The sequence below is a fragment of the Fontimonas sp. FW305-C-3 genome (assembly GCF_058783185.1).
On sequence record NZ_JBYSYK010000002.1, the window covers coordinates 468,990 to 484,249 of the forward strand.

At 67.4% G+C, this 15,260-nt stretch carries 9 protein-coding genes and 1 tRNA gene; 2 read left to right on the forward strand and 8 right to left on the reverse strand.

The window, feature by feature from the left end; all coding sequences use genetic code 11:
- Window positions 1–4 precede the first annotated feature (4 nt).
- From panB to pcnB, 3 genes are all read right to left on the reverse strand, one after another.
- On the reverse strand, window positions 5–826 hold the full coding sequence (panB, locus tag AC3WUF_RS08360) for a 3-methyl-2-oxobutanoate hydroxymethyltransferase (RefSeq protein WP_492424404.1): 822 nt from the start codon (window positions 824–826) through the stop codon (window positions 5–7).
- Window positions 827–893: 67 nt separating this feature from the next.
- The gene (gene folK, locus AC3WUF_RS08365; RefSeq protein ID WP_492424406.1) at window positions 894–1,373 is read right to left on the reverse strand and encodes a 2-amino-4-hydroxy-6-hydroxymethyldihydropteridine diphosphokinase; all 480 of its coding nucleotides are present in this window, start codon (window positions 1,371–1,373) and stop codon (window positions 894–896) included.
- A gap of 17 nt (window positions 1,374–1,390) precedes the next feature.
- A complete protein-coding gene (gene pcnB / locus AC3WUF_RS08370) occupies window positions 1,391–2,803 on the reverse strand; it encodes a polynucleotide adenylyltransferase PcnB (RefSeq protein ID WP_492424408.1) in 1,413 nt (470 codons plus the stop codon).
- A gap of 63 nt (window positions 2,804–2,866) precedes the next feature.
- Here pcnB and AC3WUF_RS08375 point away from each other — a divergent pair.
- Window positions 2,867–2,942 (forward strand) — tRNA-Glu (locus AC3WUF_RS08375).
- A gap of 210 nt (window positions 2,943–3,152) precedes the next feature.
- On the opposite strand, the gene AC3WUF_RS08380 is transcribed toward AC3WUF_RS08375, so the two are convergent.
- The 4 genes from AC3WUF_RS08380 to AC3WUF_RS08395 are packed head-to-tail and all read right to left on the reverse strand — an operon-like array spanning window position 3,153 to window position 11,875.
- A complete protein-coding gene (locus AC3WUF_RS08380) occupies window positions 3,153–3,581 on the reverse strand; it encodes an organic hydroperoxide resistance protein (protein ID WP_492424410.1) in 429 nt (142 codons plus the stop codon).
- A gap of 53 nt (window positions 3,582–3,634) precedes the next feature.
- On the reverse strand, window positions 3,635–5,734 hold the full coding sequence (locus AC3WUF_RS08385) for a transglycosylase domain-containing protein (protein WP_492424412.1): 2,100 nt from the start codon (window positions 5,732–5,734) through the stop codon (window positions 3,635–3,637).
- Window positions 5,731–11,361 carry an alpha-2-macroglobulin family protein gene (locus AC3WUF_RS08390; RefSeq protein WP_492424414.1) on the reverse strand — a complete coding sequence of 1,877 codons (5,631 nt, stop codon included), beginning with the start codon at window positions 11,359–11,361 and terminating at the stop codon, window positions 5,731–5,733. Before AC3WUF_RS08390 ends, AC3WUF_RS08385 begins: the two co-directional genes overlap by 4 nt.
- A 7-nt stretch (window positions 11,362–11,368) precedes the next feature.
- Entirely contained in the window at window positions 11,369–11,875 is a 507-nt protein-coding gene (locus AC3WUF_RS08395) for a hypothetical protein (protein WP_492424416.1), read from the reverse strand.
- A 154-nt stretch (window positions 11,876–12,029) separates the two neighbouring features.
- Here AC3WUF_RS08395 and AC3WUF_RS08400 point away from each other — a divergent pair, with 154 nt between their 5' ends.
- Window positions 12,030–13,802 (forward strand): permease, encoded by a 1,773-nt coding sequence (locus AC3WUF_RS08400; protein WP_492424418.1) that lies wholly within the window; start codon window positions 12,030–12,032, stop codon window positions 13,800–13,802.
- Here the strand turns inward: AC3WUF_RS08400 and AC3WUF_RS08405 are convergent.
- Window positions 13,799–15,172 (reverse strand): class II 3-deoxy-7-phosphoheptulonate synthase, encoded by a 1,374-nt coding sequence (locus tag AC3WUF_RS08405; RefSeq protein WP_492424420.1) that lies wholly within the window; start codon window positions 15,170–15,172, stop codon window positions 13,799–13,801. The two genes, AC3WUF_RS08400 and AC3WUF_RS08405, sit on opposite strands and share 4 nt — an antisense overlap.
- Between the last annotated feature and the right edge of the window lie 88 nt (window positions 15,173–15,260).

Genomic DNA, 15,260 nt, shown 5'->3' on the forward strand with positions numbered 1-15,260 from the left:
TGGATCAGCTCGCGAAGCAGTGCTGCGGTGCCGGATACGCGCCCGACTTCACCTCGCGGACGTAGTTGCCGATCGCCGTTTCGATGTCGACGCCGCCGGTCATGTAGTTCTTCACGAAACGCGGCGTATGGCCGAGCGTCACCGTCGGCGAGATGTTGAGGATGTCGTGCAGCACCAGGATCTGGCCGTCGACGCTGGCGCCGGCGCCGATGCCGATCACCGGAACCGGCGAAGCGGCGGCGATCTTCGCACCCAGTTCCGCGGGAATGCATTCAAGCAACAGCAGGTCCGCGCCGGCCTCGGCCAGTACACGGGCGTCCTCGATCATTGCTGCGGCGGCGGCGGAATCGCGGCCCTGCACTTTAAAGGCACCCATCTTGTGGATGAACTGCGGCTGCAGACCCAGATGCGCGCAGACCGGCACACCGCGGATCGCCAGGTATTCGACGATGCTGGCCTGCTCCTTGCCACCTTCGAGCTTGACCATCTTCGCGCCGCCGACCTGCATCATCTTCTGCGAAGCATCGAGCGCGCGGTCCAGCGTCGCGTAGGACAGGAACGGCAGATCGGCAATCAGGAAGGCGCGCGACAGATGCGGTGCGACGCAGCGCGAGTGGTAGACGATGTCGTCGACGGTGACCGGCGTCGTCGTCTTGCCGCCATGCAGGACCATGCCCATCGAGTCGCCGATCAGCACGACATCGACGCCGGCGCGATCTTCGATCAGCGCGAAACTGGCGTCGTAGCAGGTCAGGCAGGCAATCTTCTCGCCGGCACTGCGCATACGGCGCAACTCGGCAATGTTGACGGGTTTCGCGGTGTTCATGGCCTCAGGTCCTGTGTGTCCGGGCGACGAGGGCGCGAAATATAGCAATCTGCGCGCCGCTGTGCGCTCAGGCGCCCCACAACTCCAGGCCTTCACGGCCAATCGCGCGCAAGGCCTCTTCCAACGGCGGCAAGCCGGGGATTCGCAGGCCGTCGGCAGCGACATCGATCAAGGGCGCCAGCACGAAGTTGCGCTGCGCGATGCCGGGATGCGGCAGCTGCAGGCTCGCACTGTCCCACTGCAGGCCTTCGACATGCAGCAGGTCGAGATCGATGGTCCGCGGCCCCCATTTGACGCTGCGCTGGCGGCCCATCTGCAGTTCCACGCCGAGCAGCGCCTGCATCAGCGCTTCGGGTTCGAGCGCGGTTTCAAGGCGGCAGGCCGCGTTGCAGAAGGCCGGCTGATCCGCCGGCCCCATCGGCGCGCTGCGGTAAAACGGCGATGTCGCATCAATGCGGCCGAGCCCGGCGATCCGATCCAGCGCCGCACGCAGCTGCGCGGGCGGATCGCCAAGATTGGCGCCCAGGCCAACGTAGGCGACGCGCATTCGCTGGTCGCCCGTCTTCAGTCCGCGGTCGGCGGCGCGCTCTGGCCGGAGCCGGATTTGCGTCCACGGCCGCCGCGACGGCGACGGCGCTTCTTCGGCCCGCTGGGTGCTGCCGGCGCCGATTCACTCGACTCCGCGACATCCCCATCGTCGAACTCGCCTTCCGGTTCCTCGGCGTGACGGCGATCCTGATGACGCGGCGCGGCCGGCATGCCGATCTGCGCCGTCGTCCAGAAGTCGGCGGCTGCCTGCGGCACTTCGCCGACGGCGGCGCGCAGCACCAGGAAATCGTAGGCCGCGCGGAAGCGCGGATGGGTCAGCAGCCGCTGCGCGCGGCCGCCGCGCGCATCGAAACGCGGCTGCAGCACCCAGATCTCGCGCATCGGCAGCGAGAAGCGCTTGGGAATCATGATGTGCCGCAGCGTCTGGCTCAGTGCCTTGTCCGAAGCCTGGACGATCGCGACGTTGGCATGCACGCCTTCGCGCTCGGTCAGGCGCTTGTACTCGCGCAGCACGCTCGGCCACAGCAGCGCGGCATACAGGAACGCCGGGCTGACGCTCTGGTCGGATTCGATGCGCTGCGCGGTGTTGGCCAACGCCTGACGCAGAAATTCGCCGTGCCGCGGATCTTCCATCGCCGCGTCGGCCGACGGCAGCAGGTGCTTGAGCAGGCCGTAACGATGCAGGCCTTCGAGATTGGCGACGCCGTCCTTGCACTGCAGCAGCTTGATCACTTCATCGAACAGGCGCGCCGGCGGAATCTCGCGCAGCAGGCCGGCGAGCTGCGGAATCGGCGCAGCCGTCGCTTTCTCGATCTCGAAGCCGAGCTTGTTGGCGATGCGCACCGCACGCAGCATGCGCACCGGATCTTCGCGGTAGCGCGTCTCCGGATCGCCGATCAGGCGGATCAGGCGACGATCCATGTCATCCAGGCCGCCGGTCAGGTCGACGATCGAATAGTCGCGGATGTCGTAATACAGCGCGTTGACAGTGAAGTCGCGGCGGAACGCATCGGTCTCCAGCGTGCCGTATTCGTTGTCGTCGAGGATGCGCCCCGTACCGTCGCGCTCATGCTCGTCGGTGATGACATTGCGGAAGGTCGTCACTTCCAGCACGTCGTTGCCGAAACGCACATGACAGATGACGAAGCGCCGGCCGATCAGCCGGCAGGAACGGAAGACCTGACGGATTTGGTTCGGATGCGCGTTGGTCGCGATATCGAAATCCTTGGGCGACAGACCCGCGAGCAGATCGCGGACACCGCCGCCGACCACATAGGCCTCGTAGCCGGCGTCCTTCAACCCATACAGCGTGCGCGTGGCGCCCTGCGTGAACTGACTGCGGGAAATCGGGTGATCTTCGCGCGGAATGCGGCGTACAGCCGGACGCGCGGACCTCTTTTTTGGAATTAATGCCTTGAGCCAGTTCATTGGGCGCGTATAATACGCGGCCTTTCGCCGTACCTGTAACATCAATTTCTACCCAGTTTCTTTGCTCCTATCGTCTAGAGGCCTAGGACGGAGCCCTCTCAAGGCTTAAACCCGGGTTCGAATCCCGGTAGGAGCGCCATCAAACGAAAAACCCCGGCCTTGTGCCGGGGTTTTTCGTTTGAATGCCATTGCGGGGTTCGAACCCGCAGGGTTCGACCACCTCGCAAAGCGAGGTGGCGCGAGCACGCGCAGCGCGCGCAGTCCCGAGCGAAGCTCGGGATCGAGGTCGCCTCCCGGCGACCTCGACAATCCCGGCCCTGCTCTCACAGAGCCCAGCAGCGATTTCGCCCTACACAACCACCACCTTCAACCCTACCTCGACGTTATTCCGCGTCGCCTTCGAGTACGGGCAGAACTGATGCGCCGCGGCGACCAGCTTGTTGGCGTCGGCCTCGGTGAGCCCGCTGATCCAGGCGGTGATATCGGCCTTCAGGCCGAAGCCGCTGTCGTCATTGCCGATGCCCACCGCAACCTCGATCTCGACCGACTTCGGCTTGAGCTGCATCTGCCCCGCAAGAAAATCGACCGCGCCGCCGAAGCAGGCGGCATAGCCCGCGGCGAACAGGTCCTCGGGTGTCGTCGTGCCCGGCTTGCCGGGACCGCCCATTTCCTTGGGCACCGACAGATCGACCTTGACGACGCCATCGCGCGATTCGGTATGACCATTGCGGCCGCCGCTGGCGACGGCATGCGCGGTGTACAGCACTTTGACTGGCATATCTCTGCTCCTTGTTATCGGTTCTGTCGTTGCGAATACTGCTCCACAAATCCCTACCGTACGATGAAGCGCACCGGCGCGGCCTCGGCATGCTGGCCGTCGCCGGCTTCCGCCACCGCCTTGAGCACATGCGCGCCGCGTTGCAGGCGCCAGCTCCAGCGCGGCGCAGCACCCTCGCCGACCAGTTCGTCGTCGAGATACCAGCGCACCAGCGCAATCGGCTGCTGCCAGGCGAGCTCGAAATCGAAGGCCTCCAGTTCGTCGGGGATGCGCGGGTCCATCGCCAGCTGCAATCCGTCATAAGGCTGGGTCAGCGCCGGTTGCTCGGGCGCCGCCGCGACAGCGGCCACCGCCAGTCCGCCCTGCGCCGCTTGCGCGACGACCGGCGCGGCGCTGCCGGCACGCGCCAGCAGTCCTCGGGTCAGCAGCGCCGCGCCCGTGGAGCCGGTGATGCCGTCGGTCGCGCGACCCGACAGATTGCCGATCCAGACGCCAACGACATATTGACCGTTGTAAGCCACCGTCCAGGCATCGCGGTAGTCACTCGAGGTGCCGGTCTTGACCGCCGTGCTCTGCGGGAAGCGCAGCACCCCGCCGTCGCCAAACTCAAGCAACCGCGCGGAAGGATCGGACAGGATGCCGCTGGTCATGCGCGCCGCCGCGGCCTGGAAGCCGACGCGCTCCGCTCGCGTCTCGCGATCGTCCTCGAACACCGTCAGCGGCCGGAAGCGACCTTCGCGCGCGAGTGCCGTGTAGGCCTGCACGAGTTCGTACAGCGAGACCTCGCCGTTGCCGAGCGCGAGGCCGTCGCCGTAGATATCCGGATGACGGTCGAGGCTGCGCACGCCGAGCGTCTTCAGCTTGTCGAGAAAGCGTTCTGCGCCGACGAACTGCAAGGCTTTGACCGCCGGAATGTTCAGCGAATTGCCGAGCGCCTCGCGCACGCTGATCAAACCGTAATGCGTGCGACTGTAGTTGCGGTACTCGTGCAGACCGCCGTTGACGCGCTCGGCGAGCGCGCTGTCGTCGATCGTCGTCTGCGGTCCCCAGCCCTGCTCGAACGCCGTGGCGTACAGCAGCGGCTTGAGCGTGGAGCCGGGCTGACGCGCGACATCGACGGCGTCGATACCAACGACATCCGGCGTCTGCATATCGACCACCGCCCAGGCTCGGATGCGATTGCCGTCGAGATCGACGATCAATGCCGCACCCTGGCGCGCACCTTCGCCGCCCAGGTCCTGCAGGCGCGCGCGCAGATAGGCTTCGGCATCGGCCTGCAGATGCGCATCGAGGCTGCTGCGCAAGGCCAGACCGCTCGCCAGACCCGCCGAGCGCTGCCGCACCCTGGCAACGAAATGCGCCGCCTGCAGCGGCGGCCGCGCGCGCGCGAAGCGCAGTGGCGCCGCATCGGAATCCGCCGTGGCATCCACCTTCGCGACGATGCCGTCGCCGAGCAATCTTGCAGCCAGACGGTCGATGCCGCGCTGCAAGTTGGCCGGCTCCTTCAGCAACCGCGACGGCGCGCGCAGCAACACCGCGAGCGCCAGCGTCTCGCGCTGGCTCAGGGTTTCCAGACTGCGTCCGAAATAGAACTGCGCGGCCTGGACGACGCCGCGCCGGTTGGCGCCATACGGCGCCTGGTTCAGATAGAACTCAAGGATGTCGTCCTTGCTGAAGCGCGCTTCAAGACGCATCGCCTCGAAACCCTCGACCCAGCGCGACCACAGCGTGCGTGGGCGGGGATGCAGCAGGCGCACGACCTGCTCGCTGATCGTGCTGGCGCCGCGGATGCCGCGCCGCGCCTTGAGGTTCTGCCATACCGCGGCCGCCCGCGCGCGCCAGTCGATGCCGGCGTGCTCGCGAAAGCGATGATCCTCCGCATAAACCACGGCCTGCGTCAGCAGCACTGGCATCTGCTCCAGCGGCAGTTGCTGCAGCTGATTCCAGCCGCCATCGAACGGCAGCTGCAAGGGCTCGCCGTGTCGATCGAGTACCGCAACACTGCCGTCCGCCGCGGCAACCTCAGCGGGCGGCACGAGCAGTGCCGGCAGGCTGCGCTGTGCCAGCGCGGTGGCCAGACCCAGCACCAGCGCGCCGCACGCCGTGCCGAGAACGGCGCGGCGCAGCAGCACGCTGGCGGCCAGCTGCTTCACGGCGCCCTGGCGCTGATCCGCAGCCTTGCCGCGACCCCGTTGCCGTAGACATCCGGCTCGTACATCTGCTCGGCGTGGCTACGCTCGATGGCGAATTCACCGGCGGCAATCGCCTGACCGAACCAGCTCAGCTGATAGCGGCCCTGCGAGATGAAGTCGGCGTAGTGACGCACCGCTTCGAAGCGCAGTTCGCGGTGATAGAACGGCCAGGGGTAGGCACTGTTGTCGGCCAGCGCACCGGCATCGATGCCCGCGGTCGTCGCCAGATCCGGGTTCAGCGGCTCGATGCCGCCCGGCACCGGATCGTCGACGACGACATAGGTCATCCAGGCCGGCGCCTCGAGCACGAGATCGACCTTGAGCAGTTCGCCCTGCTGCATCTCGAGTTCGCCCTGCGCGTTCGGCTTCAAGCTCTGCCATTGTCCGCCGCGCTGTACCGCATAACTGCGTTGCACGCTCAGGCCGGCATTGACCGCCGGTGCGTCGAACGGCTCGACGTACTGCAGTCGCGTGCTGACATAGCCGCGACCCTGCCCGCTGGCCTCGACCTGCACGCGCTGCTGACCGCTGGCCGTCACGGCCGTGCTCAGCACCGGACTCGTCGCCGGCTTCAGCTCCGCCTTGCCGAGCGGCTGCCCGCCGAGCGTTGCCGTCACCGCCAGATCGACCGGATCGCGCTCGTAGGTTTCGCTGTAGGCGATCAGCGCCTGCGCGCAGTACAGATTCTCTTGTGTATTGCTCCAGTGCGTACGACCGTCGCGCGCGGCGGTGACATGGCGGATCAGCTTCTGCGGCAGCTCGCCGATGCCGGGCTGCTCGCGCGCCGCGATCAGCGCACTGAGCGCCGCACAGTTGGAACGCACCGGCGAACCCAGCAGCCAGACCCAGGCGCTGTCGTTGTCGTCCTCGAGCGACAGCCGGCCGGCTGATTCGTTGGCGCGCGCCAACACGCGTTCGCGCGCCCGCTCCGCCCAGGCCGCGCCGCCATCGATACGCTGCGCGGTCTGCCAGAACAGGCTCTCGCCGAACAGTCCCATGCGGACCAGCTGCTCGCCATGACGCGCCAGCTCGGCGGCATCGACCTTGCCGCGCTGCGCCAGCGCGGCCAGCGCGACGGCGCGCAGCTGTGCTCGTGCCTCGCGCGAGTCGTAGCCCTGCGATGACGGATCGGCCCGCAGCACGCCGAGCAGATATTCGTCGAGCGCGTCCCAGACCTGCGCCGGCGGCGCATGGCCCAGCTCCTTGAGCCAGCCGAAGGCCAGCCCGGTGAAGGCCGACAGATACGGACTGACATTGGCGTCGCTGGCGACGAAGAAGGCCATGCCGCCATTCGGCGCCTGGAAGCTGCCGGCGTCCGCCAGCACATTGGCAACCTGCTGCTCGGCGTTCGGCCAGTCGACCGCCGGACCCAGGCGCGGCTTGAACTTGAGGAACTGCGCCGCCATCGTCGCCTTGCTCAGGCGCTGCTCCCAGCAGTCGTGCGGATACTCGCGCTGATAGGTGAAGGCGCCGTCGAGCGCGCCCAGCAGCGTCGGCGTCATCGCGACACTGAGCTGCGCCGCCTGCGCGGTCGCCGGCACATCGATGGTCTGCGTCACCGGCTGATCCGCGGTCAGGTCGGACAGGTCGGCGGCGGTCGCCGAGTAACGCGGCGCACGAACTGCAACGCGATGCGTCAGCCCGTCGCGATCCTCATCGTCACCGGCTTTCGCGGTGAACTGCAGCGTCTCGGCGGATGCAACCTTGAGCGGCAAGGTCACCGTCTTGCGCTCGAACGAGGCCAGTTCGACGATCTGCTTGATCTCGCCCTGCGCGCCGCCTTCGACCTTGATCGCCACCTCGATCTTGCGCGCGTGGTCGGCGCGATTGAGTACGGTGAAACCGGCGGTGAACTGATCGCCCTGCGCAAGCTGGTTCGGCATCGCCGGACGCAGTTCGGTCGGCTTGGTCACGCTGATATCGGTCTGGCCCAGGCCCATGCGATCGCCCGGCGTCACCGCCATCGCCAGCACGCGCCAGCCGGTCAGCTGGTCCGGCAGCTCGAAGGAGATCTCGGCGTTGCCGTCGGCGTCGGCAACCAGCGCCGGATTCCAGTATGCGACGAACTTCTCGACCGAGCGCAGCGACAGATCCGCACCGCCATCGCCGCCCGGATTGGCGCCTTTCTTCTCGAACTTCTGGCGGCCGATCAGCTGCGTCAGCAGGCTGTAGTTCGACAGATCGAGCGCATCGAGCGTCGTGAAGCCCTTGAGCGGATCGTAGTAGCTGGCACCGGCGGTGATCAGATCGAACACTGCCTTGTCGACGACGGCGACCGCGAACTCCGGCGCCTCGGCCTTTGCGTCCTTGCCGGCCGGCGGATGCGCGATCTTCGCCTGCAGCTTCAAGCTGACGGTATCGCGCGGGCGATACGCCGCGCGATCCGGCGTCAGCTTCACCTCGATGTGGCGATACGGCTCGTTGACCTCGAGCTTTGCGTAGCCCATGCGGAAGGTCGGCTTGCCGAGATCGACACCGCCCTTCAGCGGCGCCTCGACGCGCGGCGACATGACGACGACCGACACATAGGCGCCCGGCACATATTCCGGCAGCACCGGAATCTCGACGACGGGCGTCGAACCCTTCAGCGTCTGCACCGACGAGTGCAGCACGCCGTAGCGCTCCACCGTCACCAGCGCCTGTGCATCGGGGAACGGATTCTTGACCAGGAAGCGCGCGGTCTGGCCGACGGTCCAGCTGTCCTTCTCGGCGCGCAGATCGAGGCTGTAGTCCGGCGATTCCTCCCACAGCACCGCACTGCTGCCCTGCGCGTACAGATCGTAGTGCGTCTGATGCAGGCGATCCTTGCTGTCGCGGACCATCGCGGTGATGCGGAACTCGCCGGCGGCGTCGGGCGTGAAGTCGCAAGCCATGCCTTCCAGCGACGAGCGGCCCTTGCAGGTCGCGACGCGCTGCCACTGTGTCGTGTAGCGCGTGATGAAGGCATTGCCGGCGCCTTTGACGCGCGCACCCAGCGTCTGCTTGCGTTCGACCTTGACGTAGTACGGCGTGCCGCGCTGCGGTTCGCCCTGTTCGTCGACGACCAGCACATTGATGCTCGACGCCTTGCCCTGCTGCAACGACCAGTTCTCGGAACGCACGCCGATATAACGGTCGCGCCCGAAATACGGAATGCTGCTGCGGCCGACGATGCTGCGGCCGCGGTCGTCCTCGACGCTGCCTTCGAGCAGGACGCGGCCGACCAGCACCGGACCGTCGTCGGGCTTCAGCGTGGTCTGCCACTCGCCCTGCGCATCGAGTTGTCCGGTCTGGTCCAGCAGCGGCTGCAACTCGCGCCCGCTGTCGTCGGCGCTGTCGAAGCTGTAGATCTTCGCCAGCGGATGCTTGGGCTCGAACGCGACGACCTCAAGCCGCGCCTGTGCCCGCAGCCGCGCCGACGCAAAAGGACCGCCGCCCTGCAGCTTGGCGTCCACCTGCAGCGGAATCTCCGCGGCCGGCATCGCGCGCTTGGCACGCAGTTCGGCGTTGACGCGGAACGGCGCCGGCACGAAATCGGCCACCAGCACTTGCAGCGGATCGAGCGTGAACTCGGCGTAGTCCGGCTTCAGCTCGAAGCGGTACCAGCCGACCGCGGCGTTCTTCGCCAGCGCGAACGAACCATCGAGCGCTCCATAGCGATTCAGGGCAACCGCGTCGCGTTCATGCACGGTCGCGCCGGCAGCGTCGTACACGGTGACCTTGTAACGCCCGTTCGGCGGCGCAACGAGCGCCTTGCCGGAATCGTCGCGCACGTAGATCTTGTACTGCACCGTCTCGCCGGTGCGGTAGACGCCCTGGGCCGTCGTGCCCCAGCTGCGCATATGCGCGTAGCGCTCACGCCGGCTCGACCAGAACTGCTGGCGCGACGCACGCCAGATATCGACATCGAACGCCGACTGCAGCGGCAGCACCGCCAGCTGCTTATCGCGCTGCACGCGTACCGCGAGGCTGTCGGCGCCGCTGGTCCACAGCTGTTCGAGCTTGGGATCGAGTTCGACCGTGCCGGGCAACAGCGCGATGCCATCGGCGTCGGTGCGCGCGGTCGCGCGCGGCGTGTTGTCGAGTCCCTTGATGATCGCCACATCGGCATTCGCCACCGGCTTGCCGTCGGCGAGGCCGGTCACCCAGACCAGGCTGTTGCTGTGGCCGATCTTGGCGTGGATCTGCCAGGGCGTGACGGTGACGAAGAACTCGCGCGGCTGCTCGTCGAGTGCGGCACCGCCGCTCTGGGCCTCCAGCTTGCCGCGGATCGCGCCGCTGTCGTTCGTACCGAACATGCCGCGCACATTGAGCGGCATCGCGAAGGCGATATTGCGCAGCGGCGACACCGGAATCTGCTGTTGCTGATCCACCTCGAGCTGGGCGCCGCCCGTCCCCGCGGTCATGCGCGTATAGCGGGCGACGATGCTGTCGAGATTGGTGACCACCGCCGGCACCTCGGAATCCAGGCCGCTTTCCAGTACGGCGACCGGATGATCGGTGACGAGCGTGGGCGCACGCGCACCGGTGCGCAGTGCCAGCGCTGCGGTCTGCTGCAAGCTGCGGCCGAAACGATCGACCAGCCCGCCATCGATGCTGATCGAATAGCTGGACTCGGCGGTCAGCGAGTACGGGAGGTAGACGCGGTAGGTCTGCTGCGCGTTGTGCGGCCAGGACACCGGGTGATCGTCCGCCGAATTCGCCCAGGGGTTGTAGTCCGGGTCCTTCGGCTGCACCGGCGCCGGCGTGATCTTGAAATGCTCGCGCACGGCGCTGCTGCTGACCGGCGCGCTGAACTCGAGGCTGATCGGCGCGAGCGGCACGCAGCCCTCGGCGGTTTCTCCCGGCGCGAAGGACTGCTCCTCGTCGCCGATCGTGCAACGCAGGCCGATCAGGCGCAGCTCGGGGAACATGTGCGCGGTGAATTCGCGGTCGCTGCTCTGGCCCGGTTCGAGACCGAATGCCGATGTCAGTCCCGGGCTGATGGCCAACTCGTAGCTTTCATCCGGCTCGAGCGCCTGCGTCGGCCACACGCGCCATTGCGCCCGCGCCTCGCCCTGCGGCGTGTAGAACGGCGTATCGGCATCGAACACGTCCGGCCCGACCTCGAGCGCCTTGCCGAGCTTCAGCTTCGCGGCCACCGAGGCCGCGGTCACCGGCTGATTGAAGCGTACCCGCAGCTCGGGCTGTTGCGGCCCGCGCCAGGCGACGACCTGCGCATACAGCACGCGCGGCAGCTCCGTCGTGAAGCTGCTCGTCATGCCCTTGCGCAGCACCGCGCCATCAAGCGCGGTGAGGTCGGGGCGCACCTGCACGCTATAGCGGGTTGCCGGGCGCAGGCTGGTTTCGGACTGCAGATTGCAGGCAAGCACCTGCGCATCGAGCCAGCGCCACTGGCAGCCCGGATCCGGCGTCACGCTGACCGGCACTTCGTCGGCATTGCGTTCCATGCGGCCGAGCGGCACGACGGCGCGGTCGAAGCTGATCGTGATCTGGCGCTGCGCGCGCAGATCGGCGCCGGCCGGGGTGATCCGGCTGACATGCAGATCGCCGGCGGCCATTGCCGACCCAGCCAGCGCAAGCAGACCGAGTACGGCAGTGAATTTCATGGCGGGCTTATTCATGGCTCACCTTGATCCGGGCGAACAGCGCGCCGTTCTCGTCGCCGACCATCTGAACGCTGCGCAGACCCTGGATCGCGGTCCAGCCGATCTGGTTTTCGTCACCGGACTGAGGCTCGCTGACCGGCAGGCCGAGCAGGCCCAGGCTTTCGGCAGCGAGCGGGAAACGGCCATACGGAAAAGACACGGTGATCCAGTCCGCCTTGCCGTCGATGTAGACCACTTCGATACGATTGGCATAGTTGCAGCGCTCGCTGTGCAGCGCCGGCTGGCAGGATTGCGAGGCGCCAAGCACCTGCTCCGCCTCGGCACGCGGCTTGCCCGCGAAACTGGACAGCTGGACGAGCGGCTGGACCGCACCGCCGGCCTCGGGAATCTGCTCGAACGCGGCCTCGTAGTCGAAACCGCCGTCGCTGCGCCACCACTGCCAGGCCAGGGCACTCGCCGCCGCCACCACGAACAGGACAGCCGCAATCTGCTGTTGCCTTGTGCTTACCGTCATCATCAGGCTCCGAATGGGTGGTGCGCCGTGCCGGGTACACTCTAACGATTCCGCGTTGCAGTCTGCTGCGCGCAAGTGCACATCTTGACGCGAGATCGGGCGCCGGGCGGCCCGGACATGAAATAATGGCGCCGGTCTTTCCTCGTCCTACGCCGTGCTCCTGCTCTCCGCAACCCTGGCTGCGCTGCTGTCCGGCCCCGCGCTATACGCGATCGCGCAGCGGCATCCATCCCTGTTGGCGTTTCTCGACGGCTTCGTGCTGGTCAGCATCGCGGGCCTGGTCCTGCTCGAAGTGCTGCCGGATGCCTTCGTCGCAGGCGGCTGGCTGTCGCTGCTGTTCCTGCTGATCGGCCTGCTCGGCCCGACCGCGCTCGAGCATGGCTTGAGCCACGCGCGCCGCGAGGCGCATCTGCTGGCACTGGGCCTGGCGATCTTCGGCCTGGTGCTGCACAGCATCGGCGACGGTGCGGCGCTGTCCGGCGCCGGCGACGATCCTCACGAATCGGCGCTGGGCCTGGCCATCGCGATCCACAGCATTCCGGTCGGCCTGATGGTCTGGTGGCTGCTGTATCCGGTGTTCGGCATCGGCCTGCCGGCGCTCGCGCTGATCGCGATGTGCGCCGCGACGGCCGCCGGTTACTACAACGGCATGTCGTTCAGCGTCGTGCTCGGCGCACAGGGCTGGGCCTGGTTCCAGGCCGTGATCGCCGGTTCGATCCTGCATGTGATCTTCGGCCGGCCGCATCTCGACGAGACCTCCGAACATCACCAGTCGACACCCCCGTTCGAGGGCCTCGGCAATCTCGCCGCACTCGCCGCGCTGGCCTGGCTGGCACTGTCGTCGGCACATCATCACGGCGCCGAACTGACATCACCGACGCTGTCGCCCTATCTCGAACGCCTGCTTGAACTCAGCCTCGAATCGGCGCCCGCGCTGTTGCTGGCGTATGTCGTCGGCGGCTTCATCAGCGGCGAGCTGCCGGACCGCTGGCTGCGCTGGCTGAGCCGCGGCGGCCCCGCCTCGCAGGCGCTGCGCGGCATGGTGGTCGGCCTGCCGCTGCCGATCTGCAGCTGCGGCGTGCTGCCGCTGTATCGCTCGCTGATCCAGCGCGGCGTGCCGGTTGCCGCGGCCATGGCCTTTCTGATCGCGACGCCGGAAATCGGTCTGACCGCGCTGTTCGTGTCGGTCCCGATGCTTGGCTGGGAGATGACCGTGCTGCGCGTACTCGCGGCCGCTTTGCTCGCCGTGTTCGTCGCCTGGATGGTCGCGCGCAAGCTGCCGGCACCGGTCAGCGCCGCACCGAAGGCCTGCCCGCACTGTCATCCGCCGGCCGCTGAGAATGCGACCGCCGGCAAGAGCGGACGCCTGCGCCGCGCGGCGCGCGCCGGTCTGGTCGACCTGGTCGACGACACCGCGGCCTGGATCACGGTCGGCCTGCTGCTCGCCGCGGCGCTGATGCCGCATGTCGGCGATCTGTTCAGCAACCAGTGGCCGGCCTGGGCGGAGATCCTGCTGTTCGCCGCACTGGGCCTGCCGGTCTACGTCTGCTCGGCGGGTGCGACGCCGCTGGTCGCGGTGCTGATTGCCGGCGGCGTGTCGCCTGGCGCGGCGATCGCCTTCCTGCTGACCGGCCCGGCGACGAATGTCTCGACCTTCGGCGTGCTGAGCGCCATTCACGGTCGCAAGGTCGCCCTGCTGACGGCGCTGTTCGCCGGCGGCGGCGCGGTCGTGCTGGGCCTGCTCGTCAACCTGTGGGCGCCGGCAGCGACCGGCAACGCACTCGCCGGCACGCATGTGCATGGCGCGCCCTGGTACGAAACCCTGAGCCTAATCCTGCTCGTGCTGCTGCTCGCCGCGTCGCTGTTACGCCGCGGCGGTCGGGCGCTGTTTGCCGATCTGTATCTGAGCCACCGGGCTGCCGCTTAAACCGCGACTCGCGCGATCTTCATCGCCAGCTCCAGCGCCTGCTCGTAGTTGAGGCGCGGATCGACAGTGGACCTGTACGCGCGCTGCAGGTCTTCCTGCGACAGGTTGCGCGCGCCGCCGGTGCATTCGGTGACGTCTTCGCCGGTCAGCTCCAGGTGCACGCCGCCGAGGCGCGAGCCGCAGGCCTTGTGGATCGCGAACGACTGCTCGACTTCCGACAGGATCTTGTCGAACGGCCGCGTCTTCAGACCCGACGGCGTGCCGATCGTGTTGCCATGCATCGGATCGCAAATCCACAGCACCGAGTGGCCGGCCTTGCGCACGCCTTCGATCAGGCGCGGCAGATGGTCGGTAACCTTGTCGGCGCCCATGCGGTGAATCAGCGTCAGGCGACCCGGTTCGTTGTCCGGATTGAGCACGCGGCACAGGTCGACGACCCATTCCGTCGACATGCTCGCGCCGACCTTGACGCCCATCGGATTGCGGATGCCGCGGCAGTATTCGACATGAGCTCCGCCGATCTCGGCCGTGCGCAGGCCGATCCACGGAAAATGCGTGGACAGGTTGTACCAGCCGGTCTTGCGCGGCACCTGGCGCGTTTGCGCCTGCTCGTACCAGAGCATCAATGCTTCATGCGAGGTGAAGAAATCGACGCGCTGGAAATCGCTGATCGGCGCGCCGGCGAGCGTCTCCATGAAGCGCAGCGAATCGCCGAGGTTATCGACCATGCGCTGATAGTCCGCGGCGAGCGGCGAATGGCCGACCCAGTCGAGATCCCAGTATTCCGGGTGATGCAGGTCGGCAAAACCGCCGTCGATCAGGCCGCGGACGAAGTTGATCGTCATCGCCGAGCGCGCATGCGCTTCGAGCAGGCGCTGCGGATCGGGCGTGCGCGCGGCCTCGGTGAATTCCGGCGCGTTGACGATATCGCCGCGGTAACTCGGCAACGCGATGCCGTCGCGGGTTTCCAGGTCCGCCGAACGCGGCTTGGCGTACTGGCCGGCGAAGCGGCCGATGCGCACGACGCGCGAGCGCAGGCCATGCACCAGCACCAGCGACATCTGCAGCAACACCTTGAGACGGTTGGCGATGATCTCGGAGCGGCAGTCGGAGAATGACTCGGCACAGTCGCCGCCCTGCAGGATGAAACCGTCGCCGGCCTGCGCCCGCGCCAGGTTCTGCTTCAGCGCGTCGACCTCCCAGGAGGTGACCAGCGGCGGCAGCGAGCGCAGCTGAGTCAGCGCGCTGTCGAGCTTGGCCTGGTCCGGGTAGCGCGGCTGCTGGGCAGCCGGGAATGCGTGCCAGGACTCGGGGGTCCAGGCGCTGGTCGATGCTGGGGTCTGCTTTGAATCACTGCTTGTTTCGGCCACGGCTGCAGTTCTGTGTTGTTGATCGGCGATAATCGCGCGGGGCGCAAGTATACGGCTCCCGTCAACCCTGCCCCACTCGCAGCTCGTC

Bases quoted from the DNA above. Each gene is read 5' to 3' on its own strand.
- AC3WUF_RS08395 (WP_492424416.1), bottom strand. From the start codon at position 11,875: ATGACGGTAAGCACAAGGCAACAGCAGATTGCGGCTGTCCTGTTCGTG.
- AC3WUF_RS08380 (WP_492424410.1), bottom strand. From the start codon at position 3,581: ATGCCAGTCAAAGTGCTGTACACCGCGCATGCCGTCGCCAGCGGCGGC.
- pcnB (WP_492424408.1), bottom strand. From the start codon at position 2,803: ATGAACTGGCTCAAGGCATTAATTCCAAAAAAGAGGTCCGCGCGTCCG.
- panB (WP_492424404.1), bottom strand. From the start codon at position 826: ATGAACACCGCGAAACCCGTCAACATTGCCGAGTTGCGCCGTATGCGC.
- AC3WUF_RS08390 (WP_492424414.1), bottom strand. From the start codon at position 11,361: ATGAAATTCACTGCCGTACTCGGTCTGCTTGCGCTGGCTGGGTCGGCA.
- folK (WP_492424406.1), bottom strand. From the start codon at position 1,373: ATGCGCGTCGCCTACGTTGGCCTGGGCGCCAATCTTGGCGATCCGCCC.